This is a genomic window from Salinilacustrithrix flava (assembly GCF_041228405.1).
In the GTDB taxonomy this organism is placed as follows: Bacteria; Actinomycetota; Acidimicrobiia; order Acidimicrobiales; family Salinilacustritrichaceae; genus Salinilacustrithrix; species Salinilacustrithrix flava.
Genome location: NZ_CP133888.1, coordinates 880,252 through 905,474, shown reverse-complemented (window position 1 = coordinate 905,474; position 25,223 = coordinate 880,252). Strand labels below are relative to the sequence as shown.

29 protein-coding genes are annotated in these 25,223 nt (G+C 72.0%); 15 read left to right on the top strand and 14 right to left on the bottom strand.

The window, feature by feature from the left end:
- Window positions 1-43 precede the first annotated feature (43 nt).
- Both RGQ06_RS04470 and RGQ06_RS04465 read left to right on the top strand, forming a co-directional pair.
- A complete protein-coding gene (locus RGQ06_RS04470) occupies window positions 44-1,231 on the top strand; it encodes a cytochrome P450 (RefSeq protein WP_432429086.1) in 1,188 nt (395 codons plus the stop codon).
- 11 nt (window positions 1,232-1,242) lie between these two features.
- A complete protein-coding gene (locus RGQ06_RS04465; RefSeq protein WP_432429087.1) occupies window positions 1,243-1,515 on the top strand; it encodes a DUF3039 domain-containing protein in 273 nt (90 codons plus the stop codon).
- A gap of 67 nt (window positions 1,516-1,582) precedes the next feature.
- Here RGQ06_RS04465 and RGQ06_RS04460 read toward each other — a convergent pair whose 3' ends face one another.
- The 4 genes from RGQ06_RS04460 to RGQ06_RS04445 are packed head-to-tail and all read right to left on the bottom strand — an operon-like array spanning window position 1,583 to window position 5,705.
- A complete protein-coding gene (locus tag RGQ06_RS04460; protein WP_432429088.1) occupies window positions 1,583-3,130 on the bottom strand; it encodes a phosphoenolpyruvate carboxykinase in 1,548 nt (515 codons plus the stop codon).
- Between the two features lie 25 nt (window positions 3,131-3,155).
- A complete protein-coding gene (locus RGQ06_RS04455) occupies window positions 3,156-3,674 on the bottom strand; it encodes a gamma carbonic anhydrase family protein (protein WP_432429089.1) in 519 nt (172 codons plus the stop codon).
- A 49-nt stretch (window positions 3,675-3,723) separates the two neighbouring features.
- Entirely contained in the window at window positions 3,724-5,268 is a 1,545-nt protein-coding gene (locus RGQ06_RS04450) for a TrkH family potassium uptake protein (RefSeq protein WP_432429090.1), read from the bottom strand.
- Window positions 5,265-5,705 carry a Fur family transcriptional regulator gene (locus tag RGQ06_RS04445; RefSeq protein WP_432429091.1) on the bottom strand — a complete coding sequence of 147 codons (441 nt, stop codon included), beginning with the start codon at window positions 5,703-5,705 and terminating at the stop codon, window positions 5,265-5,267. Before RGQ06_RS04445 ends, RGQ06_RS04450 begins: the two co-directional genes overlap by 4 nt.
- Window positions 5,706-5,792: 87 nt before the next feature.
- Between RGQ06_RS04445 and RGQ06_RS04440 the strand changes: the two genes are divergently transcribed.
- The 4 genes from RGQ06_RS04440 to RGQ06_RS04425 are packed head-to-tail and all read left to right on the top strand — an operon-like array spanning window position 5,793 to window position 9,626.
- A complete protein-coding gene (locus RGQ06_RS04440; RefSeq protein WP_432429092.1) occupies window positions 5,793-6,809 on the top strand; it encodes a metal ABC transporter substrate-binding protein in 1,017 nt (338 codons plus the stop codon).
- A gap of 21 nt (window positions 6,810-6,830) precedes the next feature.
- Window positions 6,831-7,607, top strand: coding sequence for a metal ABC transporter ATP-binding protein (locus RGQ06_RS04435; RefSeq protein ID WP_432429093.1), 777 nt, complete (start codon window positions 6,831-6,833; stop codon window positions 7,605-7,607).
- Window positions 7,604-8,455: a metal ABC transporter permease gene (locus tag RGQ06_RS04430; protein WP_432429094.1), complete on the top strand. Its 852-nt coding sequence runs from the start codon at window positions 7,604-7,606 to the stop codon at window positions 8,453-8,455. The genes RGQ06_RS04435 and RGQ06_RS04430 overlap by 4 nt, the downstream gene beginning before the upstream one ends.
- A 19-nt stretch (window positions 8,456-8,474) precedes the next feature.
- Window positions 8,475-9,626, top strand: coding sequence for a phospholipase D-like domain-containing protein (locus tag RGQ06_RS04425; RefSeq protein WP_432429095.1), 1,152 nt, complete (start codon window positions 8,475-8,477; stop codon window positions 9,624-9,626).
- Here the strand turns inward: RGQ06_RS04425 and RGQ06_RS04420 are convergent.
- The 3 genes from RGQ06_RS04420 to RGQ06_RS04410 are packed head-to-tail and all read right to left on the bottom strand — an operon-like array spanning window position 9,623 to window position 11,487.
- Window positions 9,623-10,528 (bottom strand): diacylglycerol/lipid kinase family protein, encoded by a 906-nt coding sequence (locus RGQ06_RS04420; protein WP_432429096.1) that lies wholly within the window; start codon window positions 10,526-10,528, stop codon window positions 9,623-9,625. The genes RGQ06_RS04425 and RGQ06_RS04420 overlap by 4 nt on opposite strands.
- A gap of 33 nt (window positions 10,529-10,561) precedes the next feature.
- Window positions 10,562-11,212 (bottom strand): MOSC domain-containing protein, encoded by a 651-nt coding sequence (locus tag RGQ06_RS04415; RefSeq protein ID WP_432429097.1) that lies wholly within the window; start codon window positions 11,210-11,212, stop codon window positions 10,562-10,564.
- Entirely contained in the window at window positions 11,209-11,487 is a 279-nt protein-coding gene (locus RGQ06_RS04410) for a chorismate mutase (RefSeq protein WP_432429098.1), read from the bottom strand. The genes RGQ06_RS04415 and RGQ06_RS04410 overlap by 4 nt, the downstream gene beginning before the upstream one ends.
- 125 nt (window positions 11,488-11,612) lie before the next feature.
- Between RGQ06_RS04410 and RGQ06_RS04405 the strand changes: the two genes are divergently transcribed.
- Entirely contained in the window at window positions 11,613-11,834 is a 222-nt protein-coding gene (locus RGQ06_RS04405) for a hypothetical protein (RefSeq protein ID WP_432429099.1), read from the top strand.
- On the opposite strand, the gene RGQ06_RS04400 is transcribed toward RGQ06_RS04405, so the two are convergent.
- The 3 genes from RGQ06_RS04400 to RGQ06_RS04390 form a co-directional block, all read right to left on the bottom strand.
- Window positions 11,774-13,015, bottom strand: coding sequence for a DUF4032 domain-containing protein (locus tag RGQ06_RS04400; RefSeq protein ID WP_432429100.1), 1,242 nt, complete (start codon window positions 13,013-13,015; stop codon window positions 11,774-11,776). The genes RGQ06_RS04405 and RGQ06_RS04400 overlap by 61 nt on opposite strands.
- A 20-nt stretch (window positions 13,016-13,035) precedes the next feature.
- The gene (locus RGQ06_RS04395; RefSeq protein WP_432429101.1) at window positions 13,036-14,181 is read right to left on the bottom strand and encodes a ferritin-like domain-containing protein; all 1,146 of its coding nucleotides are present in this window, start codon (window positions 14,179-14,181) and stop codon (window positions 13,036-13,038) included.
- Window positions 14,182-14,277: 96 nt separating this feature from the next.
- Window positions 14,278-14,400 carry a hypothetical protein gene (locus RGQ06_RS04390; protein ID WP_432429102.1) on the bottom strand — a complete coding sequence of 41 codons (123 nt, stop codon included), beginning with the start codon at window positions 14,398-14,400 and terminating at the stop codon, window positions 14,278-14,280.
- A gap of 65 nt (window positions 14,401-14,465) precedes the next feature.
- Here RGQ06_RS04390 and RGQ06_RS04385 point away from each other — a divergent pair, with 65 nt between their 5' ends.
- Together RGQ06_RS04385 and RGQ06_RS04380 are read left to right on the top strand one after the other, a co-directional pair.
- On the top strand, window positions 14,466-17,570 hold the full coding sequence (locus tag RGQ06_RS04385) for an alpha-mannosidase (protein ID WP_432429103.1): 3,105 nt from the start codon (window positions 14,466-14,468) through the stop codon (window positions 17,568-17,570).
- Window positions 17,571-17,627: 57 nt separating this feature from the next.
- A complete protein-coding gene (locus RGQ06_RS04380; protein WP_432429104.1) occupies window positions 17,628-17,858 on the top strand; it encodes a hypothetical protein in 231 nt (76 codons plus the stop codon).
- A 33-nt stretch (window positions 17,859-17,891) separates the two neighbouring features.
- Here the strand turns inward: RGQ06_RS04380 and RGQ06_RS04375 are convergent, their stop codons facing one another.
- Window positions 17,892-19,211 carry a lipopolysaccharide biosynthesis protein gene (locus RGQ06_RS04375; protein ID WP_432429105.1) on the bottom strand — a complete coding sequence of 440 codons (1,320 nt, stop codon included), beginning with the start codon at window positions 19,209-19,211 and terminating at the stop codon, window positions 17,892-17,894.
- Between the two features lie 36 nt (window positions 19,212-19,247).
- Between RGQ06_RS04375 and RGQ06_RS04370 the strand changes: the two genes are divergently transcribed.
- From RGQ06_RS04370 to RGQ06_RS04350, 5 genes are read left to right on the top strand one after another with little or no spacing between them, the layout of a single operon-like run.
- Window positions 19,248-20,180, top strand: a complete 933-nt coding sequence (locus RGQ06_RS04370; RefSeq protein WP_432429106.1) for an alpha/beta fold hydrolase — start codon at window positions 19,248-19,250, stop codon at window positions 20,178-20,180.
- On the top strand, window positions 20,177-20,842 hold the full coding sequence (locus tag RGQ06_RS04365; protein ID WP_432429107.1) for a serine aminopeptidase domain-containing protein: 666 nt from the start codon (window positions 20,177-20,179) through the stop codon (window positions 20,840-20,842). The genes RGQ06_RS04370 and RGQ06_RS04365 overlap by 4 nt, the downstream gene beginning before the upstream one ends.
- A 52-nt stretch (window positions 20,843-20,894) precedes the next feature.
- On the top strand, window positions 20,895-21,206 hold the full coding sequence (locus tag RGQ06_RS04360; protein WP_432429108.1) for a lycopene cyclase domain-containing protein: 312 nt from the start codon (window positions 20,895-20,897) through the stop codon (window positions 21,204-21,206).
- A gap of 7 nt (window positions 21,207-21,213) precedes the next feature.
- The gene (locus RGQ06_RS04355) at window positions 21,214-21,555 is read left to right on the top strand and encodes a lycopene cyclase domain-containing protein (protein ID WP_432429109.1); all 342 of its coding nucleotides are present in this window, start codon (window positions 21,214-21,216) and stop codon (window positions 21,553-21,555) included.
- Entirely contained in the window at window positions 21,552-22,043 is a 492-nt protein-coding gene (locus tag RGQ06_RS04350; RefSeq protein ID WP_432429110.1) for a sterol desaturase family protein, read from the top strand. Before RGQ06_RS04355 ends, RGQ06_RS04350 begins: the two co-directional genes overlap by 4 nt.
- Here the strand turns inward: RGQ06_RS04350 and RGQ06_RS04345 are convergent.
- Both RGQ06_RS04345 and RGQ06_RS04340 read right to left on the bottom strand, forming a co-directional pair.
- Window positions 22,021-22,794: an SH3 domain-containing protein gene (locus RGQ06_RS04345; RefSeq protein WP_432429111.1), complete on the bottom strand. Its 774-nt coding sequence runs from the start codon at window positions 22,792-22,794 to the stop codon at window positions 22,021-22,023. The two genes, RGQ06_RS04350 and RGQ06_RS04345, sit on opposite strands and share 23 nt — an antisense overlap.
- Before the next feature lie 22 nt (window positions 22,795-22,816).
- Window positions 22,817-23,515: a spheroidene monooxygenase gene (locus RGQ06_RS04340; RefSeq protein WP_432429112.1), complete on the bottom strand. Its 699-nt coding sequence runs from the start codon at window positions 23,513-23,515 to the stop codon at window positions 22,817-22,819.
- Between the two features lie 21 nt (window positions 23,516-23,536).
- Between RGQ06_RS04340 and RGQ06_RS04335 the strand changes: the two genes are divergently transcribed.
- On the top strand, window positions 23,537-24,127 hold the full coding sequence (locus RGQ06_RS04335) for a glycerol-3-phosphate acyltransferase (RefSeq protein ID WP_432429113.1): 591 nt from the start codon (window positions 23,537-23,539) through the stop codon (window positions 24,125-24,127).
- Here RGQ06_RS04335 and RGQ06_RS04330 read toward each other — a convergent pair.
- The gene (locus RGQ06_RS04330; protein WP_432429114.1) at window positions 24,121-25,209 is read right to left on the bottom strand and encodes a glycosyltransferase; all 1,089 of its coding nucleotides are present in this window, start codon (window positions 25,207-25,209) and stop codon (window positions 24,121-24,123) included. The two genes, RGQ06_RS04335 and RGQ06_RS04330, sit on opposite strands and share 7 nt — an antisense overlap.
- Window positions 25,210-25,223 lie beyond the last annotated feature (14 nt).

Here is a 25,223-nt window from a genome sequence, read left to right as displayed (position 1 = left end):
CCGCCTCCTGCAACGGGCGTTGCCAACTTGGCAGGATGGGCCGGTGAGCACGATCCAGCCCCCCGTCACCATCGACCTGCGCGACCCCGAGTTCTGGCGGACCCGGCAGCACGAGGCGTGGACGTGGGCCCGGGCCAACGACCCCGTGCACTGGGACGAGGCCAACCAGCTGTGGGCGATCACCCGCCACGCCGACGTCCAGCACGTGGAGCGCCACTCCGAGGTGTTCTCCTCGCTGCGCACCTACCGCCTCAACGAGACGCCGACCGAGTCGAACATGATCGCCAACGACGACCCGCGCCACCTCCAGCAGCGTCGCCTCGTCAACCGGGGCTTCACGCCCAAGGCCGTGCGCGAGCAGTCGGCCCAGTTCGAGGCGATGATCGCCGCCATGGTCGATCCGCTCACCCCCCAGGGCCGCTGCGAGGTCGTCGACGCCATCGCCGGGCAGCTGCCGGCCCGCTTCACCTGCAACCTGCTCGGGCTGCCCGAGGACGAGTGGCGCACGGTGAAGAGCTGGTCCGAGCGCCTCATGCGCATCGACTCGGTGATGTTCGACCAGGAGGCCATGGCCGGGCTGATGGCAGCCACCATGGAGATCTGGGGGATGGTCGAGGCCGAGGTGACCGACCTGCGGGGTTGCCCGGCCCACGGGCTCATCTCGACCTGGGCCAACGCCGAGATCGAGGGCGAGCCGCTCTCCCAGGACACGATCTTCAACGAGGTCGGCCTGTTCATCGCCGGCGGCGCCGAGACCACCCGCACCGCCATCGCCCACGGGTTGCGCACCTTCTGCGACCACAACGACCAGTGGGAGCTGCTCCACGACCGCCCCGAGCTCATCCCCTCGGCGGTGGACGAGGTCATCCGCTGGGTCACGCCCCTCAACAACATGTTCCGCAAGGCGACCGAGGACGTCGAGCTGCGGGGCCGCACGATCAAGGCCGGCGACCGGCTCGCCCTCGTCTACCCGTCGGCGAACCGCGACGAAGACGTGTTCGAGGACCCGTTCACCTTCGACGTCACCCGCTCGCCCAACCCGCACGTGGCCTTCGGCTACGGCACCCACTTCTGCCTCGGCGCCAACTTCGCCCGCCGCGAGCTCGAGATCCTGCTGGGCACGCTCACCCGCGAGTGGACGAACCTGCGGGTCGAGGACGAGATCGACGTCGAGCCCAACATCTTCGCCCCGGCCGTGCGATCGTTCGGACTGGCCTTCGACGCCCGGTAGCGTCGATGGGGATGCGCCCCGTCCACGCTTCCGAGCCGAGCACGTCTCCGACGCCCACGATCACGCCGGACACCACCGTCCAGCCGACGACGGGAGACGGTGACCACGACAAGTACGCGCACATCTGCCGCAAGGAGGACGTGACGCGGGCCTACATCACCGGCGAGGCCATCGAGGCGCTCTGCGGCAAGAAGTGGGTGCCCACCCGGGACCCCGACCGCTACCCGGTCTGCCCGGCGTGCAAGGAAGCCATCGGCAAGATCCGCAACGCCGGCGAGAACTAGCCGGGGCGGCTCGTCGGACTGTTCCGCAGCCGCTGCCAGAAGCTTCTGGCAGCGACCACGGAACGCCTCAGGCGGTCCGGACCCGGTCGTCGAGGGCGGGGAAGCCGTCGAGGTACTCGGTGCGCTCCCGGCGCAGCCGCTCGACCAGCTCCCGGTACTCGTCGTCCCGGCCCTGGCGCTCGTACAGGCGGCGGGGCTGGAGCAGCTCGGCATCGTCGATGCCGGGGATCGACGTGGCGACGTCGTAGCCGAAGTCCGGGTCGGTCTCCCACTCGATCGTGCCGTCGACGATGCCGGCCTGCACCGCGGCCGACACGTCGATCGAGACCTTCTTGGACCGGTCGTCGTCGGCGTCGCCTCCCACCCGGCCGGTGTTGAGCAGGTACACCTCGAGCGGGTGCTGCTCGAGGAGCTCCAGCAGCCGGTTGGCCTGGGAGGCGTCGTCTTCGAACCAGAACGGGTTCGTGCCGGGCACCCGGAGCCGCTTGCCCGCCTCGGCCGCCCCGCCGGCGCTCGTCCCCTTGGTCTCGCCCAGCATGAAGTAGTGCGCAGCCTGCTCGGGCCGGAGGCGGGCCACGGCGGGGATGATGTCCTCGTTGCGGTTCAGGATGAACAGGTACTTGGCCTTCGGCAGGTCGCGCGGATCCCGGTGGCGGATGTCGGCGAGGGGGAACGTGACCCGGCCGTTGGCCGTGTAGCGGTCGTCGAAGAAGTCGATCTGCTTGGTGATCGGATCGATGCGGGTGTTCTCCAGCCACGCCTCGGGGTCGATCGCGCCGCCGTGGATGGTGGGCTCGTCCTCGGCGTCGAGGCCGTAGGTCTTCGCGAAGCACCCGTTCTCGGTGGCGTGCACGGTGCCGTCGGGCATGAGGGCGATGAAGTCGTCCTGCACCGGCAGCGAGCCCTTCACCTCGCGGAACGTGGTGGTCGTCTTGCCCGTGCCCGACAGGCCGATGATCAGGGCCAGCTCCTCCTCGCCCGAGCCGGTCTCCTCGGCGGGGAAGACCTTGGCGCCGGAGTGCATGGCCAGGCCGCCGCGCTCGTGGACCAGGTGGTTCCACATGCGCAGGCCGCCCATCTTGGACTCGCCGAAGTAGTCGGAGCCGAACACCCGGGTGACGTAGTTGTCGAGGTCCACGGCGATGAGCCGGTCGTTGGGCTGGCCCGGCGCCAGGAGGCCGGGCGTGTAGATCACCGTGAACCCCCCGTCGGCGTGCTCCTCGTCGAAGGCGGCTTCGTCCTCGACCGGGAAGTACAGCTGCTGCTGCATCGCCGGGATGTTGGAGCTCTTGCGCTCGATGAAGAGGCGCACGGGCGTGCGGAAGTCGGGATCCGGGCCGATGTAGCCCTCGATGAGCACCATGTCCTGGTCGGCGATGAACGCGTCCTGCTCCTCGGCCCACTGCTCGTACTCGGCGCGCGACATGGTCGGCTTGCCCGTCGGCTGGTCGGACACGAACGCGGTCGACGGCGCGAGTCGGGCGGTGACCATCGTCGTGTAGCCGATGTTGCCGTGCTCGCTGACCTGCACGCGGGACATGTGGGCCAGGACCCAGTCGCGCAGCTGCTCCTGGGAGGGGTTGCGGGTGACCGAGGCGGCGGTGGGGAGGGTCATGCCTTGGTCCCCTACCCACGGCACCTCAGTCGATGCGGCGCAGCTCCTGCCGGTAGCGGTGGCCGCGGTCCCGGTAGAACTCGGCGGACTCCTGGATCATGGCCAGGTCCACGGCGTCGTGGCGGAGCTTGGCCGGCACGCCGAGGGCCATGGCGCCGGAGGGCACCTCGAAGCCGCCGCTGCAGACGGCGTTGGCCCCGACCAGGCCGCCGCTGCGGACGATGGCCTTGTGCAGCACCACGCTGCCCGAGCCGACGAGGGCGTCGTCTTCGATGATGCAGCCCTCGAGGTGGACGATGTGGCCGATGACGCAGCCGCTGCCGATCTGGGTCGGGGCCCACTCGGTGGTGTGGATGACCGACCCGTCCTGGATGGACGTGCGCTCGCCGACGGTGATCGGACCGCTGTCACCGCGCAGGACCGCGCCGGGCCAGACGGTGGACTCGGAGCCGATGGTGACGTCGCCGATCACGACCGCATCGGGGTGGACGAAGGCGTCGTCGGCGATGGTGGGGGTGAGGTCGCCGAGTGCGTAGAGGGGCATGTGGATCTCCGGGGGGAGGGTGCGAGGGGTGGTGCCATCCTCGCAGCGGTCACGACGTCGGGACGAGCGCGGTGGTGCGGCGCACGGCGCGGCGCAGCGGTCCGCCGGGCAGGGCGCCGGTGATCCGCCCGATGACGTAGAGCACCGGGAAGATCTCGAGGCGGCCGGCCAGCATCATCACCATCAGTAGCCCGCGGGCGGGCCGGGAGAAGTACAGGTAGTTGGACGCCGGACCGGCCTCGCCGAGCGCCGGGCCCATGTTGCCCATGGCGGAGGTGGCCGCACCCGCGGCCTCGGTGAGGCCGGAGCCGAGGAACGTGAGGGCCAGGCAGCCGACGCCGATGAAGACGACGTAGAGCAGGGCGTAGCCGATGACGCGCTGCACGATCCGCTCCGGCATCGCGTCCCGGCCCAGCCGCACCGGCAGGACGGCGCGCGGGTGGCGGATGCGTCGCAGCTCTCGCAGTGCGTGGATCAGGAGCACGCGGGCTCGGACCAGCTTCAGCCCGCCAGAGGTCGAGCCGGCCATCCCGCCCGACACCATGAGGGCGAGCAGCAGCAGCTGGGTGCCGGGCACCCACTGGACGAAGTCGGCGGTGCCGAACCCGGTCGAGGTGAGCAGCGAGGCGACGTTGAACGTGGCGTCCCGGAGCGACTTGCCGAAGCCGAGGCCCTGCTGGGTCCACAGCAGCGCCGTGACCGCGGCGGTGAACACGACGAAGACGCCGAGGTAGAAGCGCAGCAGGGGGGACTCGGCGTAGATGCGGGGTCGGCCCGTGACGGCGCGCCAGTGGAGGGTGAAGCTGGTGGCCGAGACGAGCATGAGGACCACGAGCGCCAGCTCCACGGCGACCGAGTCGAAGGCGGCGATCGAGGAGTCGTAGGGGGAGAGGCCGCCGGTGGAGACGGCGGTGAAGGCGTGGGTGACGGCGTCGAAGGGCGACATGCCGACCGCCAGCAGCAGGGCGATGGCGGCCACGGTGAGCCCGGCGTACACCTGCCACAGCCGCCGGGCCGTCTCGGAGATGCGCGGGGCGAGGCGATCCGTGGTCGGCCCCGGCGCCTCGGCGCTGAGCATGTCCATGCCGCCCACGCCGAGGAAGGGCAGGATCGCCACCGCGAGCACGACGATGCCGGTGCCGCCGTACCACTGGGTGAGGTTGCGCCAGAACAGCACGCCCCGCGGTGCCGCCTCGATCGGTGCGAGCACGGTCGACCCGGTGCCGGTGAAGCCCGAGACCGACTCGAACAGGGCGTTGTCGATCGAGCCGAAGGTCCCGGTGAGCAGGTACGGGACGGCGCCCGCGATCGACGCGAGGAGCCAGGTGCTGCCGACGGCGACGAAGGTGGCCGACGCCGTCATCTTCGCCGGCACCTCGGTGCCCCGCCACAGCACGAACCCGGCCACCGCCACGATGCCGGCGGCCAGCATCATCGCCGGGGTCTCGTCGCCCCCGGCCCCGAGCTCGACGAGCGCGGAGACGATGATGCCGGCGGCGACGAAGAGCATGGCGGCGCCGCCCACGTGGGCGCTGAGGCTGGGCCAGCGGCGCGACGGCGTGCGGAAGCTCGTCGTCGCGTCACCGCCGATCAACTGCTGCCTCCCCCGGGCCGGCACCGCCGGCACCAACCGGTGAGGGCGAAGTGGCGCAGGTCCAGCTGGAACCCGAATCGGTCGTCGACGGCCCTGGCGAAGGGGTCGGTGACAGCGCAGTCGATCTCGAGCACGGCACCGCACCCGTTGCAGACGACGTGCGAGTGCTCGTCGTCGGCGAGGTGGAACTCGGCCGGGCCGTGGCCGAGGTGGACGTGGGTGACGATGCCCAGCTCGGTCAGCAGGTCCAGGGTCCGGTAGATGCTCGAGTGGCTGACGTCCGGATGGCGGGCCTGCACGCGAGCATGGAGGGTCTCGGCGGTGACGTGCGAACCGACCTCGACCAGTGCCTCGACCACGGCACGACGGGGCGCGGTGATGCGGACGCCTCGATGGCGGAGCTGGTCGACCAGGTCGTCCGCGGTCGCAGCAGCCATCTCCGGACAGTAGCGACCGCCCCGGTCACCTCCGGCCCCTGGGGGCGCGTGTTGAGAACAGGTTGCAGGTGGCTATCGTCCGCATCCATGACGAGACCTCGCCTGCTGGCCCCGCTCGCCCTGCTGCTGCCGCTGGCCCTCCTCGCCGGTGCGTGCGGCGGTGACGACGACGCGGCCGGATCCGACGGCGACGGGGACGACCGGCTGGTCGTGGTCACGACGGTGAGCCCGATCACGTCGATCGCCGCCGATGTCATCGGCGACCTCGCCCGGATCCAGGGGGTCGTCCCCGAGGGCACCAACTCCCACACCTTCGAGCCCAGCCCGTCGGTGTCGGAGGTGCTCGAGGGTGCCGACGTGGTGTTCGCCAACGGCCTCCAGCTCGAGGAGCCGACGCTGGCGCTCGCCCGCGACGTGGCGGGGGACGCCACCATCGTGGAGCTCGGCGACCTCATCGTCAGCCCGGACGACTACCTCTACGACTTCTCGTTCCCGGAGGACGAGGGCAAGCCCAACCCCCACCTGTGGACCGACCCGACCCTCGCCAAGGGCTACGCCCGCTACATCGCCGACACGATGAGCGAGGTCGACCCGGACAACGCGGCGACCTACGAGGCCAACCGGGCCGAGTTCGACGGGATCGTCGACGAGCTCGACGCCGCCCTGCGCACCGCCCTGGACACCGTGCCCGAGGACAACCGCAAGCTCGTGACCTACCACGACGCCTACGCCTACTGGGCCCGGACCTACGGCTGGACGGTCGTGGGGGCGGTGCAGCCCGAGGACTTCGGCGACCCCTCGCCCCGCGCCGTGGCCGACCTGGTCGACCAGATCCGGGCCGAGGGCGTCCCGGCCGTGTTCGGCTCCGAGGTCTTCCCGTCCCCCGTGCTGGAGACGATCGCCGAGGAGGCCGGCGCCGAGTACGTCGCCGACCTCCGCGACGACGACCTCCCGGGCGAGCCCGGCGACGAGGACCACAGCTGGCTGGCCCTGATGCGCTCCAACTACGCCACCATCGTCGAGGTCCTCGGCGGTGACCCCGAGGCGCTCGAGCAGCTCGAGCTGCGCCGGGTCGGGCCCGATACCGCGGATTATCCGCAGTGAAACATCGGTAGCGTCGCTCCGGTGACCCCGCTCCTCACGCTCGAGGGAGTCGCCGCCGGCTACGGCGACGGGTCCGTCATCACCGGGGTCGACCTCCAGATCGATCGCGGCGACTTCGTCGGCATCGTCGGGCCGTCCGGTTCGGGCAAGTCCACGTTGCTGCGCGTGCTGCTCGGGAGCGTCCCGGCGAGCGCGGGGCGGCTCGAACGGCCCGGCGGCACGCGCCTCGGCTACGTGCCCCAGGTCGAGCAGATCGACTGGGACTTCCCGGTCACCGTCGCCCAGTGCGTGCTGATGTCCCGGGTCCGGGGCCGGCTGCTGCCGTGGGCCTCGAAGGCGGAGAAGGCCGACGTGGCCCGGGTGCTGGACCGCCTCGGCATCGGCGAGCTCGCCGGCCGCCACATCCGCGCCCTCTCCGGCGGCCAGCAGCAGCGGGTGTTCCTCGCGCGCGCCCTGCTCGCCGAGCCGGACCTGCTGCTGCTCGACGAGCCCACGTCGGGGGTGGACGTGCGCACCCGGCACGAGATCCTCCACCTGCTCGGGGAGCTCCACGACGGCGGGCTCGGCATCGTCCTGACGACCCACGACCTCAACGGCATCGCCGCCCACCTGCCTCGGTTGGTCTGCCTGAACAAGGAGGTCATCGGCGCCGGCGCCCCCCACGAGGTGCTCGTCCCGTCGGTGCTCGAGGCCACCTACGGCTCCCCCATGGAGGTGCTCGAGCACGGCGGCATGCGCGTCGTCGTCGACGTCCCGAGCGAGGCGCAGATCATCCAGCTCCGGGACCGCAGCGCGTGATCACCCTCGACGAGCTGCTCCGACCGTTCGAGTTCCAGTTCTTCCAGAACGGGCTCGTCGTGGCCACGGTCGCGGGCGCGCTCTGCGGCCTCATCGGCGTGTACGTCGTGCTGCGCTCGATGAGCTACATCGGCCACGGGCTCAGCCACGCCATCTTCGGCGGCTTCGCCGTCTCCGCACTCGCCGGGGTCAACGTGTTCCTCGGGGCCGGCCTCTGGGGGCTCGCGTCGGCGCTCGCGGTGTCGTCGGTGACCCGCCGGCGGCCGATCGGGTCCGACGCCGCCATCGGCGTCATCACGACGGCGTCGTTCGCCTTCGGCCTCGCCGTGCTGCAGCTCGGCGGCGGCGCCGACGTGGACGCCGACGCGGCGCTGTTCGGCAACGTCCTCGGCGTCACCCGGGGGGACGTGTGGATCGTGAGCGGCGTCACCCTCTTCGCGATCGCGGTGATCGTGCTGCGCTACCGGTCGCTGCTGTTCGTCACCTTCGACCCCGAGGTCGCCGAGGCGTCCGGGGTGAAGGTCGCCCGCATCGATGCCCTCCTGATGCTCGTGCTGGCGGCCTCGATCCTCGCCACCATGAACGTCATGGGCGTCACGCTCATCGCCGCCGCCCTCGTGGTGCCGGCGGTCGTGGCTCGCATGGTGACCTCGTCGTTCTCGACGATGCTGTGGCTGTCGACGCTCATCGGGGCGGTGTGCGGCTTCGTGGGGATGAACCTCAGCTACCACCTCGACGTCGCGTCCGGGCCCACGATCGTGCTGGTCGGCGGTGCGCTCTTCGTGGGGGCGCTGGCGGTCACCGGGGTCCGGGGTCGGACCCGGCTCGCCGGGGTGGATGCTCACTGACCGGGACTAGCGTTCCGGCATGGACTCTCAGCGCACGAAGCGCATGCTCGAATCGGTGTTGGGCGTGTCGGTCACCACCGGCAACCGCATCGACGTGCTGAAGAACGGCGATCAGATCTTCCCCGCCATGCTCGAGGCCATCGACGCGGCCGAGCGGTCCATCGACTTCCTCACCTTCATCTACTGGAACGGCGAGATCGGCCAGGAGTTCGCCGCCCACCTGGCCGCCAAGGCCCAGGAGGGCCTGCGCGTCCGGGTCCTGCTCGACGCGGCCGGGGCCTGGGAGCTCGACACCGACGTGGTGGACGGCATGGACAGCGCCGGGTGCGACGTCCGCTGGTTCCGCCCCATCAAGGCCCGGGGCGCGCTGCAGGCCAACAACCGGACCCACCGCAAGCTCCTGGTGTGCGACGAGACGCTCGCCTTCACCGGTGGCGTCGGCATCGCCGACGAGTGGAGCGGCGATGCCCGAGGTGAGGGCGAGTGGCGCGACACCCACTTCCGGGTCGTCGGCCCCGCCGTGGCCGGCCTGCGCGGTGCCTTCTTCGACAACTGGGCCGAGACCGGCACGGACCTGGTGGACGACGTCGACCAGTTCCCGGAGCTCCCCCAGCCCGGCGAGCTCGACGTGCAGGTCATCAAGGGCGTCGCCGAGGCCGGCAACAGCGACGTGTGGAACCTGTTCCGGGTGCTGATCGACTGCGCCGAGGAGCGCATCCGCATCACCACCGCCTACTTCACGCCGGACGAGGAGATCCTCCGTCGCCTGGTGGACGCGTCGGAGCGGGGGGTCGAGGTCGAGGTGCTCGTGCCCGGGCCCCACGCCGACAAGCGCCTGGTGCAGGTGGCCAGCGAGGCCAGCTTCCAGCAGCTGCTCGACGCAGGCGTGCAGATCTGCACGTTCCAGCCCTCGATGCTGCATGCCAAGGTGCTCACGATCGACCGATCGGTCTGCGTGGTCGGCTCGGCGAACATGAACCAGCGCTCGACCGAGCACGACGACGAGGTCTGCCTCGTCATCTTCGACGAGGCCATGACGGCGCTGCTCGACGGGCACATGGACGAGGACCTGGAGCGGGCCGAACCCGTCGACCTCAACGAGTGGGATCAGCGCAACCTGTTCCAGCGCATCGAGGAGAAGGCGGTGAACGCGATCGACGGGCTGCTCTAGCCCGTCTTCGACGGCCCCGCCGGCACCAGGACGGTCCAGGCCCGGGGCTTCAGCTCCAGGTGCAGCGTGTGGGCGTGCTCGCACAGCTCGCCGTCGATGTCGGTGTCGAGCACCCCGGTGGCCTGCACGCTCGCCCGGCGCCCGGTCCAGCGGTGGGCTTCCTCGGTGGCGCCGAGGCCGTCGCGCATCGCGGCGCGGACGAGGGCCACCCGCTCCCGCGGCTCGACCGGTTCGACCACGACGACGTCGATGGTGCCCTCGGTGGTGTCGACCAGCTTCACGCCGCCACCCATGCTGGGTCCGAGGAGGAAGAGGCAGGCGAGCACCGGCCCGTCCCAGACGACCTCGTCCTCGACCGTGACCCGCAGCGGAGCCGAGCCGCCCGTGGCGCCGGTCCAGGCCGTGGCGGCGGGGTAGGCGAAGCGCTTCAGCACCGGCTTGAGCCGCTGGGCGGCCCGGGCGGAGTCCACGCCCATCCCGAGGTGCAGGTTGTTCGCCACCAGCTCGCGGTGGGTCCCGTCGTCGCGGAGCTCGATGGCGTCGACGGCGCGGGCCCGACCCTCGAGGACGACGTCGGCGGCCTCCTGGGGATCGAGCGGGATGCCGTGGTTGCGGGCGAAGTCGTTGCCGGTGCCGAGGGGGATGATGCCGATCGCCTCGTCGGTTCGGTCCAGACCATCCAGGGTCTGCAGGGCGAGGTGCAGCGACCCGTCACCGCCGGCGACCACCAGCTGCTGCTCCCGGGCGTCGCGCACCAGCTCCTCGAACTCGTCTGGGGTGCTGGTCCAGCGCAGCTCGGTGGGGGCGTGCTCGGCGAGGCGGCTGACGGCGAGCGCCACGTCGCGGCGCGACGTGCTGCCGGCGTCGTCGTTGGCGAGGACGAGGTGGGGGCGTGGGGTCATCCGCTGCCGATACCCCCGGGCCGCAGCCGCCAGTCAGGCCCGCCGGACGCGGTCGCCGGCGCGGACCTCGCCGTCGACGACGACCTTGGCGTTCACGCCCCGCAGGCGCAGCTCGGTGCCGACGGGTGAGTTGACGAAGCGCAGGGCGTCGCGCCCGAAGCGCTCGGCGAACTTGGCGCAGCCGGTGTGGGGCTGGTCGGTGATCTCCACCACGGCGGTGCCGATGGCGAGCCGCGTGCCCGCCGGCAGGGCGGCCGCGGACAGGTCGAGGTCGACGTAGAGCTGGTCGCCCGCCAGGGGCATGCGCTCGTCGCTGACGGCCAGCAGGCGGGCCACCCGTGTGCCCATGATGTTGAGCTGCATGTCGGGGTGGGGGCCGCCGTCGGGGGTGCGCCGGCTCGGTCGCTGCGACCAGGTGTCGCCGACCAGGCCCTCGGCGCGGGAGAGGACGCCGACGTCGAGCACCCGGCGCTGGTCCAGGGCCGGGCGGCACACGACGAGCTCCAGGACGCCGTCGTCGGCGGGGGCAGCGCGCAGGTGGTCGAGCTGGGCGTCGAGCTCGGCGCGGGTGCGGTGCCCGGTGGCAGGCGGAGCCGGGAGCCGGTCGCTGATGGAGGCCGGACCGCGGTCGGGGGCGGCGAGGGGCGTGGGCGCGACCGGGGCGGGGGTGCTGGGGTCGGTCATCTCGAGTGCAGCTCCCGGTGCTCGGCGACGACCCGGTCGATGACCGCGCGCAGCACGTCGGACACCAGGCCTTCGTCCAGGGCGTGCTCGGCAGCGAGGCGCCGGACCTTCTCGTCGATCTGTGCCTCGCGGATGGAGTCCTGGGCCGGCAGCCCCCGCTCGGACTTGATGTGGCCGACTCGCCGGGTGATGCGGAACCGCTCGGCGAGGAGCTCGACGAAGCGCTCGTCGACGGCGTCGATCTGGCGGCGGAGCACCTCGAGCTCGTCTTCCATCGCCCCATCGTGGCGCACGGACCGGGTCGGGTACGACCCATTCCGGATCTGGCATCAGCGTTGCCTGAATTTGTCGTCAAGATCGGGGTATGGCCTGCCGACACCTAGGCCAGAAGGACCATGCCGTGACGATCTCCCCGCTCCCCCTCCTCGACGTCACCGACACCGCCGCGGCTTGGCCCGACGACGTCGCCGACCTCACCGACCGCCGCCGCCTCCTGGTGCGCGCCGTGCTCGGGATCGACCTCCCGCGGCGGGCGGTCGACCAGGTCTTCTGCCCCGCCCCTCAGTCTTCCTCGACGACGATGCGCTCCGGCGGGCGGGTGCCGAGCACCGACGAGACGTAGTCCGCCAGCGCCTCGTCGTTGCTGACGTGGGCACCCCGCTGCTCGGACAGGAACCAGCGGTGCTCGAGCAGCTCGTGGAACAGCTCGGCCGGCTCCAGGCGATCGGCGAGCTCCGGTGGCACCACGGTGTGGGGCGCGTAGACCTCCTCGAGCCAACGAGCTGCGGCGACCCCCCGGGGGACGTCGCGCCCCTCCTCCTGGCTCAGGTAGGCCTGCCAGGAGGTGATGTCGGCGAGGAAGCGCCGGGCCTGGTTCTCCTGCACCCGCAGCCCGGTCAGCCGCTCCAGCTCCCGCGCGTGGTGGCCCTCCTCCAGCAGCACCGGCCGCATGCGGATGGCGGTCCCACCCTTGGTCGGCTGCAGCGACACCTCGGACACGTCGAAGCCCAGGTCCTCGAGGCGCCGGATGCGCCCCTCGATGAGGTGGCGCTCGGATGACGGGAACTCCTCGGCGCGGGTGAGCTCCTCCCAGAGCGCCCGGTACCGGGCGACGACGTCGTCGACCGCGTCGACCACGTCGATCTCGGGGATCCGACCGGACGCCATGAGGTCGGTGAGGTCGCCGGCGATGTTGATGCGGGCGATCTCCAGGTCGTGCTCGCGCATGGTGTCGGAGATCGACGGGTGGTGCTCGCCGGTCTCGGCATCCACCAGGTACGCCATGAGCGCACCCGCGTCGCGACGGAACAGGATGTTGTTCAGCGAGCAGTCGCCCCAGAAGAAGCCCTCCAGGTGCAGGCGCGCCAGCAGGATCACGCCGGCGTCGACCAGGCGCGGGCGCAGGTCCATGCCCGTCGGGTTGCCGAACAGGTAGCGGTACGGCAGGGCGAAGTCCAGGTAGCGGGTGACGAGCACCGCGCCGAGGGGCTCGCCGTCGGGGGAGGTGCGCCCGGTGACGACGCCGACCGCCTCGACCACCGGCAACCGGGACTCGGCCAGCCCGCGCAGCAGGTCGTACTCGCGGTGGGCGACCGCCTCCTCGGTGGACTTCAGCGCGTAGACGCGCCCCTCGTACTGCACGAAGCGCACGACGTGTCGTGACACGCCGTGCGCCATGCGCACGAGCCGGCCGTCGGTGTTGTCGACGTCCCACTCGAGCAGCGGCAGCTGCCAGGGCAGATCGAGGAAGTCCGGGTGCCCGCGCCGGGCCCGGATCTCCATCTCCGGTACGGGCCCGCTCACGGGCCGGACGGTACCTCTGTTCAGGCCGTCTCTGCGGCCCGGTCCTTGGCGACCTCGTCGAGCATCTCGTACTCCTCGCCGGTGTCGACCCAGTCCTCGAACTGGGTGACGCCGAGCGTGTCGAAGCGCTTGCGCAGCCAGCCGTCGTTGGCGTCGAGCAGGCCGAGCTTCTTGCAGTTCGGCACGATCTTGGAGAAGAGGAGCTGCTGGAAGGGGTCCTCGTTCTTCAGCTCGGGGTCGTCCTGCTTGAAGATGGAGATGGCCTCCTTGACCGGGATGCCCATGTTCTCCCACACCTCCTGCTGGAGGAAGCGGTCCCGCATGCGGACGGCGGCCTCGAAGGCGAACTCCTGGCGGTCCATCATCTCCTTGTCGGAGAGGCCCTCGTAGTACTCGCGCAGCGACAGCACGCCGAAGGCCACGTGGCGGGCCTCGTCGGACATGACGTAGCGGAGGAGCTGCTTGAGCAGCGGATCGTCCGTGGTCTGCATGGCCATGCCGAACGCGGCGAGGGCGAGGCCCTCGACCATGATCTGCATGCCCAGGTAGGTCATGTCCCACCGGCTGTCGAGGATGATGTCGTCGAGCAGCATCTTGAGGTGGTGGTTGATCGGGTAGTGGCCCGACAGCTTCGTGTCGAGGTACTTGGCGAAGACCTCGACGTGGCGGGCCTCGTCCATGACCTGGGTGGCGGCGTAGTACTTGGCATCGATCCACGGCACCGTCTCGACGATCTTGGCGGTGCAGATCAGGGCACCCTGCTCGCCGTGCATGAACTGCGAGAGGCTCCAGTTCTGGGACTCGATCTGGAACTGGCGCCACTCCTTGTTGGTCCAGCTCTGGAACGAGGTGCCGCTGAAGTCGGCGCCGAGCGCCTCCCAGCCCTCGACCGTCGGCGTCATCGGGCTCTCGGCGGCCAGCTTCTCCTGGTCGACCTCGATCGACCAGTCCAGGTCGGTCTCACCGTTCCACTGGGAGTTCTTGGCCTTCTCGTACAGCTTGATCAGCGGCGGGCGCGACCGCTCGTAGTCCCAGGTGAACAGCGCGTCGGCGTTGTCCTGGACGGTGTGGATCACCTCGTCGCGCTCGGTGTTGGTGAGGGCGAGGATCGCGTCGAGGTCGTTGACGTCGTCGCGGCCGATGATGTCGGCGTCGGTGCGAGCCATTGTGGGTTCCCCTGGTGTGTGGCGGTCTGCGGGCGCCCCGATGGGGCACGTCGATAATAACGGTAGTTATCGACGGCGCCGGCCGCAAGGGGTGCCTCAGCGGCGGGCCGTCACCCTCGATCCGGACTTCGACCGCTGGCGCTTCTTCCACCACCGGCGAGCCTTGTCGAAGGCGGCCTTGCCCATCTTGAACTTGGCGTAGCTGCGGAAGAGGGCCATGTCGTTGCTCCTTTGTTCGTCCGGAGCCAGGGCACTACCCGGACCGGCGGCCGTACAGTCCGGGCGTGCACGACGATCGTGACCTCGCCGAGACCCGGATCCGCCGCACGATCAGCGACCGGATCCGTCCCCACATCCACGGACCGGGGACGCCGCTCGAGGTCACCGCCTGGCACCTGCCGGGGGAGCCGGTCCCCGTGGCCGACGCCCGGGAGCACCTCGCTGCCGTCGGGTTCGACCCCTTCGAGATCGGTGGGCGGTGGGGGAAGCCCTGGGGGACGACGTGGTTCCGGCTGCAGGGTCGGGTGCCCGACGCGTGGGCCGGGGAGACCGTCGAGGCCATCGTGGACTTCTCCACCGGCGTCGGTGCCGGGTTCCAGTCCGAGGGGCTCCTGTTCCGCACCGCCGGCGGCGGGCCGATCCGGGGCATCCACCCGATGCACCAGGCCGTGCCCGTCGGCCTCGTGGCCGACGACGACGGCACGATCGACGTGCTGGTCGAGGCCGCCGCCAACCCGGTTGTGGCCACGTCCTACCGGCCGACCCCGCTCGGCGACCCGGCCACCGCCGGGGAGGACCTCCTCTACCGCCTCAACCGCGCCGAGCTCGCCGTGCGCAACGACGCGGTCTGGCACCTCGACCTCGACCTGCAGGTGCTCGGCGGCCTGATGCGCGAGCTCGGCCTCGACGACCCCCGGCGCCACGAGCTGCTGCGGGCCATCGACGCCGCGGTCGATGCGCTCGACCCGGCCCGACCCGCAGAGACCGCGGTCGATGCCCGCGCCGTGCTGGCGCCGATGCTGGCCCGGGACGCCAGCGACCACGCCCACCGCATGTCGGCGATCGGCCACGCCCACATCGACTCGGCCTGGCTCTGGCCGCTGCGCGAGACCATGCGCAAATGCGCCCGCACGTTCTCCTCCGCGGTCACGCTCATGGACGAGTACCCCGAGTACCGCTTCGCCTGCTCCCAGGCGGCCCAGTACGCCTGGATCGAGGAGCAGCAGCCCGAGCTGTTCGCCCGCATCGCCGAGAAGGTGGCCGAGGGACGCTTCGTGCCCGTCGGGTCGATGTGGGTGGAGGCCGACGCCAACCTGCCCTCCGGTGAGTCCCTGGCCCGCCAGCTGGTGTGGGGTCGCCGCTGGTTCCTCGACCACTTCGGCGAGGGTGTCGAGCCGGGGAACCGCATCGTGTGGATCCCCGACGTGTTCGGCTACGCCGGGAACCTGCCCCAGCTGATGGCCCAGGCCGGCTGCGAGTTCTTCCTCACCCAGAAGCTGTCGTGGAACCAGACCAACCGGTTCCCGCACCACACCTTCTGGTGGGAGGGCATCGACGGCACCCGGATCTTCACCCACTTCCCGCCGGCCGACACCTACAACGGCGAGGTCGTGCCCTCCGAGCTGGCCTACGCCGTGCGCAACTTCCGGGACAAGGGCGGCTCGAGCCGGTCGATGTACCTGTTCGGCCACGGCGACGGCGGCGGGGGACCGACCCGGGAGATGCTCGAGCGGGCCCGGCGGGTGTCCGGCGAGGACGGGGCCGGCATCGACGGCCTGCCCCGTCTCGCCATCGAATCGCCGGCAGCGTTCTTCGAGGCCGCACGCGACGAGTACCCGGACGCGCCGGTGTGGCGCGGCGAGCTGTACTTCGAGATGCACCGGGGCACCTACACCACCCAGGCCCGCACCAAGTGGGGCAACCGGCGCGGCGAGCTCGCCCTGCGCGAGCTCGAGCTGTGGACCGCGCCCGGCGCGCCCACCGGCGCCGACGCCCCCCTCGCCGACCTCGAGCGGCTGTGGAAGGTGCTGCTCCTGCACCAGTTCCACGACATCATCCCGGGCAGCTCCATCGCTTGGGTGCACGACGACACCGAGGCCGCCCACGCCGAGCTGCTCGCCGAGGTCGAGGACCTGCTCGCCACCGCCCTCCCGCTCCGTTCTGGCCTGCATCCGACCCCGCCAGCGGGGGAATCGGTAGGCCAGAACGGGGTGGTGGCGGCCAATCCGGCGCCGTTCGCGGTCCGCGGAGTGGTCGCCACCGGCGACGGCGAGGTGTGGGTCGACGCGCCCGCGCACGGGATGGGCCCGGTCAGCCACGAGCTCCCGGCCGGCACCGCCCCTGCCCACGTCGAGCGCGACGGCGACAGGATCGTGCTGACCAACGGCGTCGTCCGGGCGGTGGTCGGGCCCGACGGCACGCTCACCTCCCTGGTCGACCTGCGGCTCGACCGCGAGCTGCTGGCCGGGCCGGCCAACGTGCTCCAGCTGTTCCCCGACCACCCGAACACCTACGACGCCTGGGACATCGACCAGCACACGCTGCGCCTTCCGCCCGAGGAGCTCACCGACGCCGACGCGGTCGACGTGGGCGAGGATGGACCCATGCAGGCGACCGTGCAGGTCCGGCGCCGGTTCGGTTCGTCCTCCATCACCCAGATCTACGTGCTCCGGGCCGGGTCGGCCCGCCTCGACGTGGAGTGCGAGGTCGACTGGCACGAGGACGAGAAGCTCCTGAAGGTGGCCTTCCCTCTCGACCTGCGGGCCGACGAGGCCCGCTACGACGTGCAGTACGGCCACGTGCGCCGGCCCACGCACCGCAACACCTCCTGGGACGCCGCCCGGTTCGAGGTGTGCGGCCACTTCTGGGCCGACGTCGCCGAGCCGGGGTGCGGGGTCGCCCTGCTGAACGACTCGAAGTACGGCCACGACTGCCTGGGCGACGCCACCAGCACGACGATGCGGCTCACGCTCCTGCGAGCCACGCGCTACCCGGATCCCGACGCCGACCGCGGCGCCCACCGGTTCACCTACGCGCTGCTGCCCCACGCCGACGGGCTCGCCGACGTCCTGGCCGAGTCGTGGGCGCTGAACGCGCCGGTGCGCCTGGTCGAGGGTGCGCCGCAGCCGTCGGTCGTGTCCGTCGACCACCCGGGCGTCGTGATCACCGCGGTGAAGGCCGCCGATGACGGCTCCGGCGACCTGGTCGTGCGCCTGCACGAGGCCTTCGGCGGCCGGGCCCGGACCACGCTGCGCGCCGCTGCGCCGGTGTTCACCGCGGCGACGTGCGATCTGCTGGAGCGGCCGCTCGGCGATGTCGACCTGGCCGCCGAGGGGGTGGCCCTCGAGCTGCGCCCGTTCGAGGTCCGGACCCTGCGCCTGCGCACCTGAGCCCGATGTCACGGTCCGGGTTCTGGCGTCGCCAGCGCCCGGTTACGGACCCGAACCATGCAGAACCAACTTGCCAAGCGCGCACTCGGTGCCGGCTTCGCCGCCGCCCTCCTGCTCGGAGCAGCAGCCTGCGGGGACGACGACGACGACGTGAACACCGACGACATCGAACAGGACGCCGAGGACCTCGGCGAGAGCACCGGCGACGAGGCCGAAGACCTCGGCGGCGAGCTCGAGGAAGAGGGCGACGAGATGGAGGAGGACATGGACGAGGAGATGGACGAGTAGTTCGTCCGGCTCTGGAGTCCTCGCACTGCACCCTCAGGGGTGCAGGGCGAGTCCGTCCTCGACCGATCCCGGCTCCGGCACGGCGGTGACCCGTCGCCGCCGGCCGAACCGGTGGAAGGCCACGGCCACGACGGCGGCGGCCACGTTCCCCAGCAGGAACGCACGGGTCGCCCCGTCGATGCCGTCGTCGGGCACGAGCACCAGTGCCGGCACCAGGATCGCCACCGTCAGCACCCCCGTGATCGCCACGGTCGGGAGGTGGCGGTGCAGCACCCGCGCCTCGGTCAGGTACACCGACGTGACCGCCCATGGGATGCCGGCCACGACCAGCGCCGGCAGGATCCGTGCCGCGTCCTCGTAGTCGGCGCCGTAGACGACGGTCACCAGCTCCCGACCGGCCCAGGCGACGACGGCGGCGAGGCCCATCAGGGCGCTCGTCCCCACGAGCACGACCCGGACCTGGCCGCGCAGCTCCGCGCCGTCCTTGCCGCCCTCGGCGAGCAGCGCCTGGCCGATGGCCATCGGCACGTAGAGCACGATGCTGGTGATGCCCCACGCCACGTAGAACGCCGCGTTGCGGTCGGGGTCGACCGACAGCAGCACGATGACGGGCAGCACGAACTGCGGCGCCTGGTACGCCAGCGTCGAGACGTAGTTGACCGCCGAGTAGCGGATGGCGGCGCCGCCCGAGGTGGGCAGGGGGAACAGCCGGTGGCCCATGCCGCTGATGCGGGGCATGGCGAGCACGCCTCCCACCCCGGTGACGATGAGGGGCAGGGCGGCGACCGCGAACAGGTGCACCGTGTGGTGGCTGCCCGCCGGCACCAGGAACAGCAGCGGGAACCGCAGCGCTCCGACCACGGTGATCCGCACGAGCACGAGCGCCCAGCGGCGGACCGTCATCCAGCGGACGTCGACGATGAGCGTGAGCGCAGCCCCGATGGCGCCGGTGACGAACAGCGCCGGTCCGAGCACCGGGTGCCAGTCGGTCAGCGACCTGGTCGCCTCGGTGTCGACGGCCAGGAGGTACCCGCTGGCGACGACCGTGGCCGACACCACCGTGGCCAGCACCGCCCAGGAGAACACGGTGTGGGACTCCCGGTCCCGGCCCGGGGCGAACCGGGCGAGGGAGACCTGCAGGCCCAGCCCGGCCAGGTAGGCGATGAAGAGGATCGAGGTGAACAGCGCGGTGGCGCGGCCGACGTCGTCGGTGGTGTCCATGCGAGCGGCCACGAGCCAGAAGACCGCACCGGTCACGGCCTGCACGGCCGCGCCCACGACGAGGGCAGCCGACCCGGCGAGCAGGTGGCGATGCTTCCCGGCCCGGCCGGTCGTGCCAGGGTCGGCGACCATCGCCGGCGAGGCTACTTCGACGTATGGTCCTGGCCTGTGACGAGCCCAGCCGAGACCCGCACCTACCCGGGCGCCCGCCGCCCCGATCGCCACCGCCGGGTCGACACCACGGGCATCAGCCTGGCCGTGCACGAGTGGGGTGACGAGGCCGCGCCGCCCGTGCTGCTGGCCCACGGTGGGTTCGACTTCGCCGGCACCTACGACGTGTTCGCACCGCTGCTGGCCGACGCCGGGTGGCGGGTCGTGTCCTGGGACCAGCGCGGCCACGGCGACTCCGAGCACGCCCCGCTGTACCAGTGGGAGGCCGACATCCGCGACGCCCTCGCCGTGTTCGACTCGGTGACGCCGGACCCCGTCCCCGTCATCGGGCACTCGAAGGGCGGTTCGCTCATGAGCCAGCTGGCAGCGTCGCTGCCCGGCCGCATCAGCTCGCTCGTGAACATCGACGGGGTGCCGAGCCACCGGTCGATGCCCGACGTGCAGGACCACGACCGCACGAAGCTGCTCGCCGACGACCTCGCCGGCTGGCTCGACCACCGGCGCCGATCGGCGACCAACTCCCGCAAGCCCGGCACCATCGAGGAGCTGGCCCAGCGGCGGTCGCAGATGAACCCCCGCCTGTCGCTGGAGTGGCTGGAGTACCTCGTCACCATCGGTGCCCGCCGGGACGAGGACGGCTGGCGCTGGAAGATCGACCCGAGCCTGCGCATGGGCGGCTTCGGCCCGTGGCGGCCCGAGTGGTCGCTCTACCGGCTGCCCGACATCACCATCCCGTTCCTCGTCGTCCTCGGCAGCGAGCCCGAGCCGATGGGCTGGGGCACCAAGACCGGCGATGTGTGGCCCTACCTGCCCCGCCAGGCCCGCGTCGTCGAGGTGCCCGACGTCGGCCACTTCGTCCACATCGAGGCACCCGAGGCCACGGCCGAGCTCGTCCTCGAGCACCTCGGCGCACCGGGAGGCCGGCGATGAAGCGCACCGACCTGCTGCACAACCACCTGACCCTCGCCCTGTGGGAGCTGCGGGCCGGTGCCGGCCGACCGCTGCTGCTGCTCCACGGCCTCGGCGAGCGCACCACCCCCGACGCCCTCGACGCGGTCGAGTCCTGGCCCGGTCCCGTGCACGGGCTCGACCTCACCGGCCACGGCGCCTCCGATGTGCCCAAGGGCGGCGGCTACTACTGCGAGATCCTGATGGCGGACGCCGATGCCGCGCTCGCGGCGCTGCAGCCGGACGGCGACGGCCCCGGCGTCACCGTCGTGGGCCGCGGCCTCGGCGGCTACGTCGCCCTGCTCATCGCCGGTGCCCGCCCTGGCCTCGTGCGTGGTGCGGTGATCGCCGACGGTCCGGGCCTCCACGGCGGCGGCCCCGGTCCGACCTCGCCGATGCTCTTCCGCCCCGAGCAGGACGGCTCCACCCCCGATCCCGTCGCGCTCGTCGAGCTGGCCACCGACGTGCGCCCGCCCGACTACGCCCGCACGTTCGCGTGGCAGGCGAGCGCCCTGTCCGGCCTCGACACCGCCATCGCCATCTCGGCGGTCAACCGGCCGCCGTGGCTGGCCGAGGTCGCGTCGCAGCCCGGCGTGGTCGAGGCCGAGCTCCCCGCCGCGCTCGAGCTGTTCGCCCGACCCTGATCGCCGGCTGACGGGAGCCGCCGCGGCCCCGCGGGTACCGTCGCGCCCGCCCATGGACCGCTACCAGTACCTGCTCATCATGGCCGCCTGCGCCGCGATCACGCTGCCGCTGGAGTTCGTGTTCCGGGCTCGCGTGTACCGGCGGCCCCGCCGGCTCCTTCGAGCCATGTGGCTCCCGCTCGCCATCTTCATCGTGTGGGACGTCATCGCCATCGCCCGGGGCCACTGGACCTTCGACGAGCGGTGGGTCACCGGGTGGCGGCTGCCCGGCGACATCCCGGTGGAGGAGGTCGCCTTCTTCATCGTGATCCCGCTCTGCGCGCTGTTGACGTTCGAAGCCTCCCGGCACACGCTGAAGCGGTGAACGGCCCATGAGCTACGAGTACGCCATCCCCGCCGTCCTGTCGGCGATCGCCGTCGTCGCCCTCGAGAAGCGCGTGCTGCGCACGGGTCTGTTCCGCAGCCCGTCGTACTGGTGGACGATGGGCATCAGCCTGTTCTTCATGTTCCTGGTCAACGGCTGGCTCACCAAGCTGTCGGCACCGATCGTGCGCTACGACCCGGACCAGAAGACCCCGTGGCGCTTCCCGTGGGACATCCCGGTGGAGGACTACTTCTTCGGCTTCTCGCTCCTCACCCTGGTGCTGCTGCTGTGGGTCCGCCAGGACACGCCGAACGACCCGGCACCGTGGCGACCGGAGGGACGGACATGACCGCGCTCGCCCTCATCGTCGCCGCGTTCGTGGTCATGGAGCCGGTGACCTACCTGGCCCATCGCTACGTGATGCACGGCCTCGGCCGCCGACTGCACCGCTCGCACCACCGCCGCTGGCCGGCCCGTGCCGAAGGCGAGCCCTTCTTCGAGGCCAACGACGCCTTCCCCGCCGTCTTCGCCGGCGTGGTGATGGTCGCGATGGCCGCTGGGTTCAACGTCGACGGCCTCGGCGTGCTGCTGCCCGTCACCGTCGGCGTCACGCTGTACGGCTTCGCCTACGCGCTGGTGCACGACGGCTACATCCACCGGCGCATCCCCGTCCGGGGACGCCACCCGGCGCTCGACCGGCTGGCCGAGGCGCACGCGCTGCACCACCGCTTCGGCGGCGAGCCCTACGGGATGCTGGTGCCGATCGTGCCCGCGTCGGTGCGGGCACGGGCCGAGGCAGCCGACGACCGGCAGCTCACACGCACAGACCGTCGCTGACGCCCCGCCGGCACAGCGTGGTGGACTCCACCGTGCGCACCGTGAAGCTCTCGCCGCCCGGATCGGGCTCGGCGAAGACGTGGAGGCGCTCGCCGAGCACGGCGTCGTCGGGGAAGCCGACGACGTCGACCGTGATCTCGCCGAGGTCGCCCACGGAGGGGCCGTCGACGACGACCACGTCGGGCTCGGGTTCGTCGAAGCCGGCGACCCGGTCGGCCACGAGCTCGCCGAGCTGCACCATGGTGTCGCCGCGCGGCCGATCGGCCACGTCGGGGTAGAGCTCGGTGGTGGCGTCGCGCGTCTCGCCGAGGTGGGCGAGGAAGGCCGTGCTCGCCCATCCGGTCTCACCGTCCACCTCGATCTCGGCCCAGATCCCTCCCTCGTCGAGCTGGCGGTTGTGCCCGGTGGGCATGATCCCGTCGTCCAGCGGGTCGAGCTCGGCGACGACCTCGTACTCCACGCCCGGTGCGGCGCGCATGTTGAGGACGTCGTCGGCCTCGACGCCGACCACGGCGAGCTCGGCGCCTTCGTAGGGGAAGATGTCGATGCGCTCGCCGGGCAGCTCCGACGGGGTCGGGGCGGCGGTGGTCGAGGACGGGTCGGCGGTCTCCGTCTCCGTCTCCGTCTCGGTCTCGGTCTCCGTCTCGGTCGGGACCGACGTGTCGGTGGTCGTGTCGGTGTCGTCGTCGTCGCCGCACCCGGCGGCGATCAGGGCGACGGTGAGCAGTCCCAGCAGCAGTGCGCGGCGCATGACCCCACGGTACGGCAGGAGGTCACACCCACGTCGCGGGGCCCAGCGGCTGCGCGCCCGACCACGTCCCGGACCAGGCGACCGGCGCGAACCGGGCGAAGAGCTCCTCTCCGTACCAGTCCTCGTCGCGCGTCCGGCGCACGACCTCGACGTGCTCAGCGGACCGGTACGAGAACCGCTGCATGGCATCCGCGTCTCGCCACAGGCTGAACGTGGCCTGGCGACCGATCGGCCACTCGCCGACGCCCGCCGCCTGGAGCAGTCCCTCGACCGACGCCAGGTGCGCGTCGACCGGCGGGACGGCGCGCACGAACGCGGGGAGGCGGCGCCAGCGGACGGTGGCGCGGGTGAGCACGGCGATCGGACCGTCGTGGTCGGCCGCCTGGTCGTGGCCGGCGAGGGGATCGACGCCGTCCCAGGTGCCGCGGGACCCGAGGGGCCGGAGCTGCACGTCGAATCGCTCCTCGGCCCGGTCCCACCGTCGGGACAGCGGGTGGTGGTCCCGGAACCGGACCAGGTCGGCGACGTCGTCCCACACGGCGAAGGCGGCCCAGCGGCGCAGGTCGGCCGACGTCGTCATCGTCTGGCCTTCGCCGGTGCCGAGCAGCCGCCCGAACCGCAGGCCGGGCACGCGGCGCAGCGCGCGCCGGTCGAGGGGCAGGCGTGCGGTGGGCTCGAGCGTGCCGGCGTGGCGCACGAGGTGGAAGGAGGCGACGGCCATGCGCCCCCGACGCTACGGGCCGTGGATCAGAGTGGTGCGGTGCTCCCTGCCCTCATCGCCGCCGTCGTGGCCGGCTACCTCCTGGGCTCGATCCCGGTGGCGGTCCTCGTCGGCCGGGCCCGGGGGTTCGATCCCCGGGACGTCGGGGACCGCAACCCCGGCTACTGGAACGTCAAGGACCAGCTCGGGCCACGGGGTTCGCTGCCGGTGTTCGCCGGCGACGTGGCCAAGGGGGCCGTTGCGGGTGCGGTGGGTCTGCTGCTCGACGACCCGGCCTGGGGCATCGCCCACGTGGCGGTGGGCTCGGCCATGTTCGGCCACGCCTACCCGGTGTTCGCCGGCTTCCGGGGCGGCCGCTCGATCCTCACCTTCGTCGGCGGGATGGCGGTGCTCGCCCCGGTGCCCGCGGTCGTCACGGTGCTGGTCCTGCTCCTGGTGTGGGCGGCGACCCGGTCGTTCGCGTGGGCGGCGCGGGTGGGCGTGTTCGGGTTCCCGGTCGTGCAGCTGGCCTTCGAGAGCAAGGAGCGGGTGGCCGCGACCGGCGCGCTGCTGTCGATCATCGGGCTCCGCTTCGCCCAGGCCGCGATGAGCGAGCGGCGTGCTGCTCAGTAGGTACGCCCCCGCCAGCGCCGGCTGGGCCGCACCGTGCCGGCCGTGATGCGGACCGCCACCGGCAGGTCGGCCAGCGGCGAGAGCAGGTAGGGCAGGCCGCGCCGCGCGTAGGCGCCGCGCGTGCCGACCAGCGTGCCCAGGCGCACGAGCAGCGCGGCGACGTCGACGGCGTCGCCTCGGCCGGCAAGCAGGCGAGGGAGCGGCAGCGCCATCGCCGACCACACCACCGCCAGGTCGAGGGCCTGCGCGGCGGGCAGCGTCACCGATCGCAGGTCGAGCGACCGGCCCCAGCCCCGCCACGTGGCCCCCAGGGAGCCGTAGCCCTCGACGTCGAGCACCGCGGTGCCGTCGAGGAACCGCACGTCATGGCCCCGTCCGGCGAGCGAGCGGGCCAGCGCCAGGTCCTCGAGCAGGTTCGCCCGCACCGGTTCGAAGCCGCCGGCGTCGAGCAGCCGGGCGCGGTCGACGACCATGCACTGGCCGTTGGCCATGGTGCGGGTCGGGTCGGACGGGACCACCCCGGGCGGGCCGAGGCGGTACACCAGGCTGGTGAGCATCGCCGGGTGCAGCCAGCGCTCGCCGGGATCCTCGGCGAGCACGCGGGCGCCGGCCGTGACGAGCGTGGCGTCGCCGACGGCGTCGACGGCCGCCGTGACGAACCCGTCGCGGGCCCGGGTGTCGGCGTCGACGAAGACCACGACGGGGGTCGTCGCCGCCTCCAACCCCACCTGCAGGGCGTGGGCCTTGCCCGCCCAGCCGGCCGGGAGCGGGCCGGCGTCGACCACGGAGGCGCCGGCCGCGGTGGCGACCTCGCGAGTGCGATCGGTGGAGCCGTCGTCCACCACGATCACGGCCGCGCCCTGCCCGACCAGCGAGGTCACGCACGGGCCGATGCGGTCCTGCTCGTCGCGGGCGGGGACGACGACGGTGGCATCCGGCTGGTCGGGGGGAGGCGCCATGGCGGCGAGCGGTGACTCGGCCGCGGTGGCCCGGACGAAGCGGACGACGACCGTGCCGAGCAGTGCGGCCCGCACCACCACGCCCGGACGCAGGTGGGGGCGCAAGGACGGGAGCGGCGGCACGGAGCACAAACTAC

Excerpts from the sequence above, each read along its gene's own strand:
- RGQ06_RS04465 (WP_432429087.1), top strand. The coding sequence starts at position 1,243 with ATGCGCCCCGTCCACGCTTCCGAGCCGAGCACGTCTCCGACGCCCACG.
- RGQ06_RS04460 (WP_432429088.1), bottom strand. The coding sequence starts at position 3,130 with ATGACCCTCCCCACCGCCGCCTCGGTCACCCGCAACCCCTCCCAGGAG.
- RGQ06_RS04455 (WP_432429089.1), bottom strand. The coding sequence starts at position 3,674 with ATGCCCCTCTACGCACTCGGCGACCTCACCCCCACCATCGCCGACGAC.
- RGQ06_RS04445 (WP_432429091.1), bottom strand. The coding sequence starts at position 5,705 with ATGGCTGCTGCGACCGCGGACGACCTGGTCGACCAGCTCCGCCATCGA.
- RGQ06_RS04440 (WP_432429092.1), top strand. The coding sequence starts at position 5,793 with ATGACGAGACCTCGCCTGCTGGCCCCGCTCGCCCTGCTGCTGCCGCTG.
- RGQ06_RS04425 (WP_432429095.1), top strand. The coding sequence starts at position 8,475 with ATGGACTCTCAGCGCACGAAGCGCATGCTCGAATCGGTGTTGGGCGTG.
- RGQ06_RS04420 (WP_432429096.1), bottom strand. The coding sequence starts at position 10,528 with ATGACCCCACGCCCCCACCTCGTCCTCGCCAACGACGACGCCGGCAGC.
- RGQ06_RS04415 (WP_432429097.1), bottom strand. The coding sequence starts at position 11,212 with ATGACCGACCCCAGCACCCCCGCCCCGGTCGCGCCCACGCCCCTCGCC.
- RGQ06_RS04410 (WP_432429098.1), bottom strand. The coding sequence starts at position 11,487 with ATGGAAGACGAGCTCGAGGTGCTCCGCCGCCAGATCGACGCCGTCGAC.
- RGQ06_RS04395 (WP_432429101.1), bottom strand. The coding sequence starts at position 14,181 with ATGGCTCGCACCGACGCCGACATCATCGGCCGCGACGACGTCAACGAC.
- RGQ06_RS04390 (WP_432429102.1), bottom strand. The coding sequence starts at position 14,400 with ATGGCCCTCTTCCGCAGCTACGCCAAGTTCAAGATGGGCAAGGCCGCC.
- RGQ06_RS04380 (WP_432429104.1), top strand. The coding sequence starts at position 17,628 with ATGCAGAACCAACTTGCCAAGCGCGCACTCGGTGCCGGCTTCGCCGCC.
- RGQ06_RS04375 (WP_432429105.1), bottom strand. The coding sequence starts at position 19,211 with ATGGTCGCCGACCCTGGCACGACCGGCCGGGCCGGGAAGCATCGCCAC.
- RGQ06_RS04365 (WP_432429107.1), top strand. The coding sequence starts at position 20,177 with ATGAAGCGCACCGACCTGCTGCACAACCACCTGACCCTCGCCCTGTGG.
- RGQ06_RS04360 (WP_432429108.1), top strand. The coding sequence starts at position 20,895 with ATGGACCGCTACCAGTACCTGCTCATCATGGCCGCCTGCGCCGCGATC.
- RGQ06_RS04355 (WP_432429109.1), top strand. The coding sequence starts at position 21,214 with ATGAGCTACGAGTACGCCATCCCCGCCGTCCTGTCGGCGATCGCCGTC.
- RGQ06_RS04350 (WP_432429110.1), top strand. The coding sequence starts at position 21,552 with ATGACCGCGCTCGCCCTCATCGTCGCCGCGTTCGTGGTCATGGAGCCG.
- RGQ06_RS04345 (WP_432429111.1), bottom strand. The coding sequence starts at position 22,794 with ATGCGCCGCGCACTGCTGCTGGGACTGCTCACCGTCGCCCTGATCGCC.
- RGQ06_RS04340 (WP_432429112.1), bottom strand. The coding sequence starts at position 23,515 with ATGGCCGTCGCCTCCTTCCACCTCGTGCGCCACGCCGGCACGCTCGAG.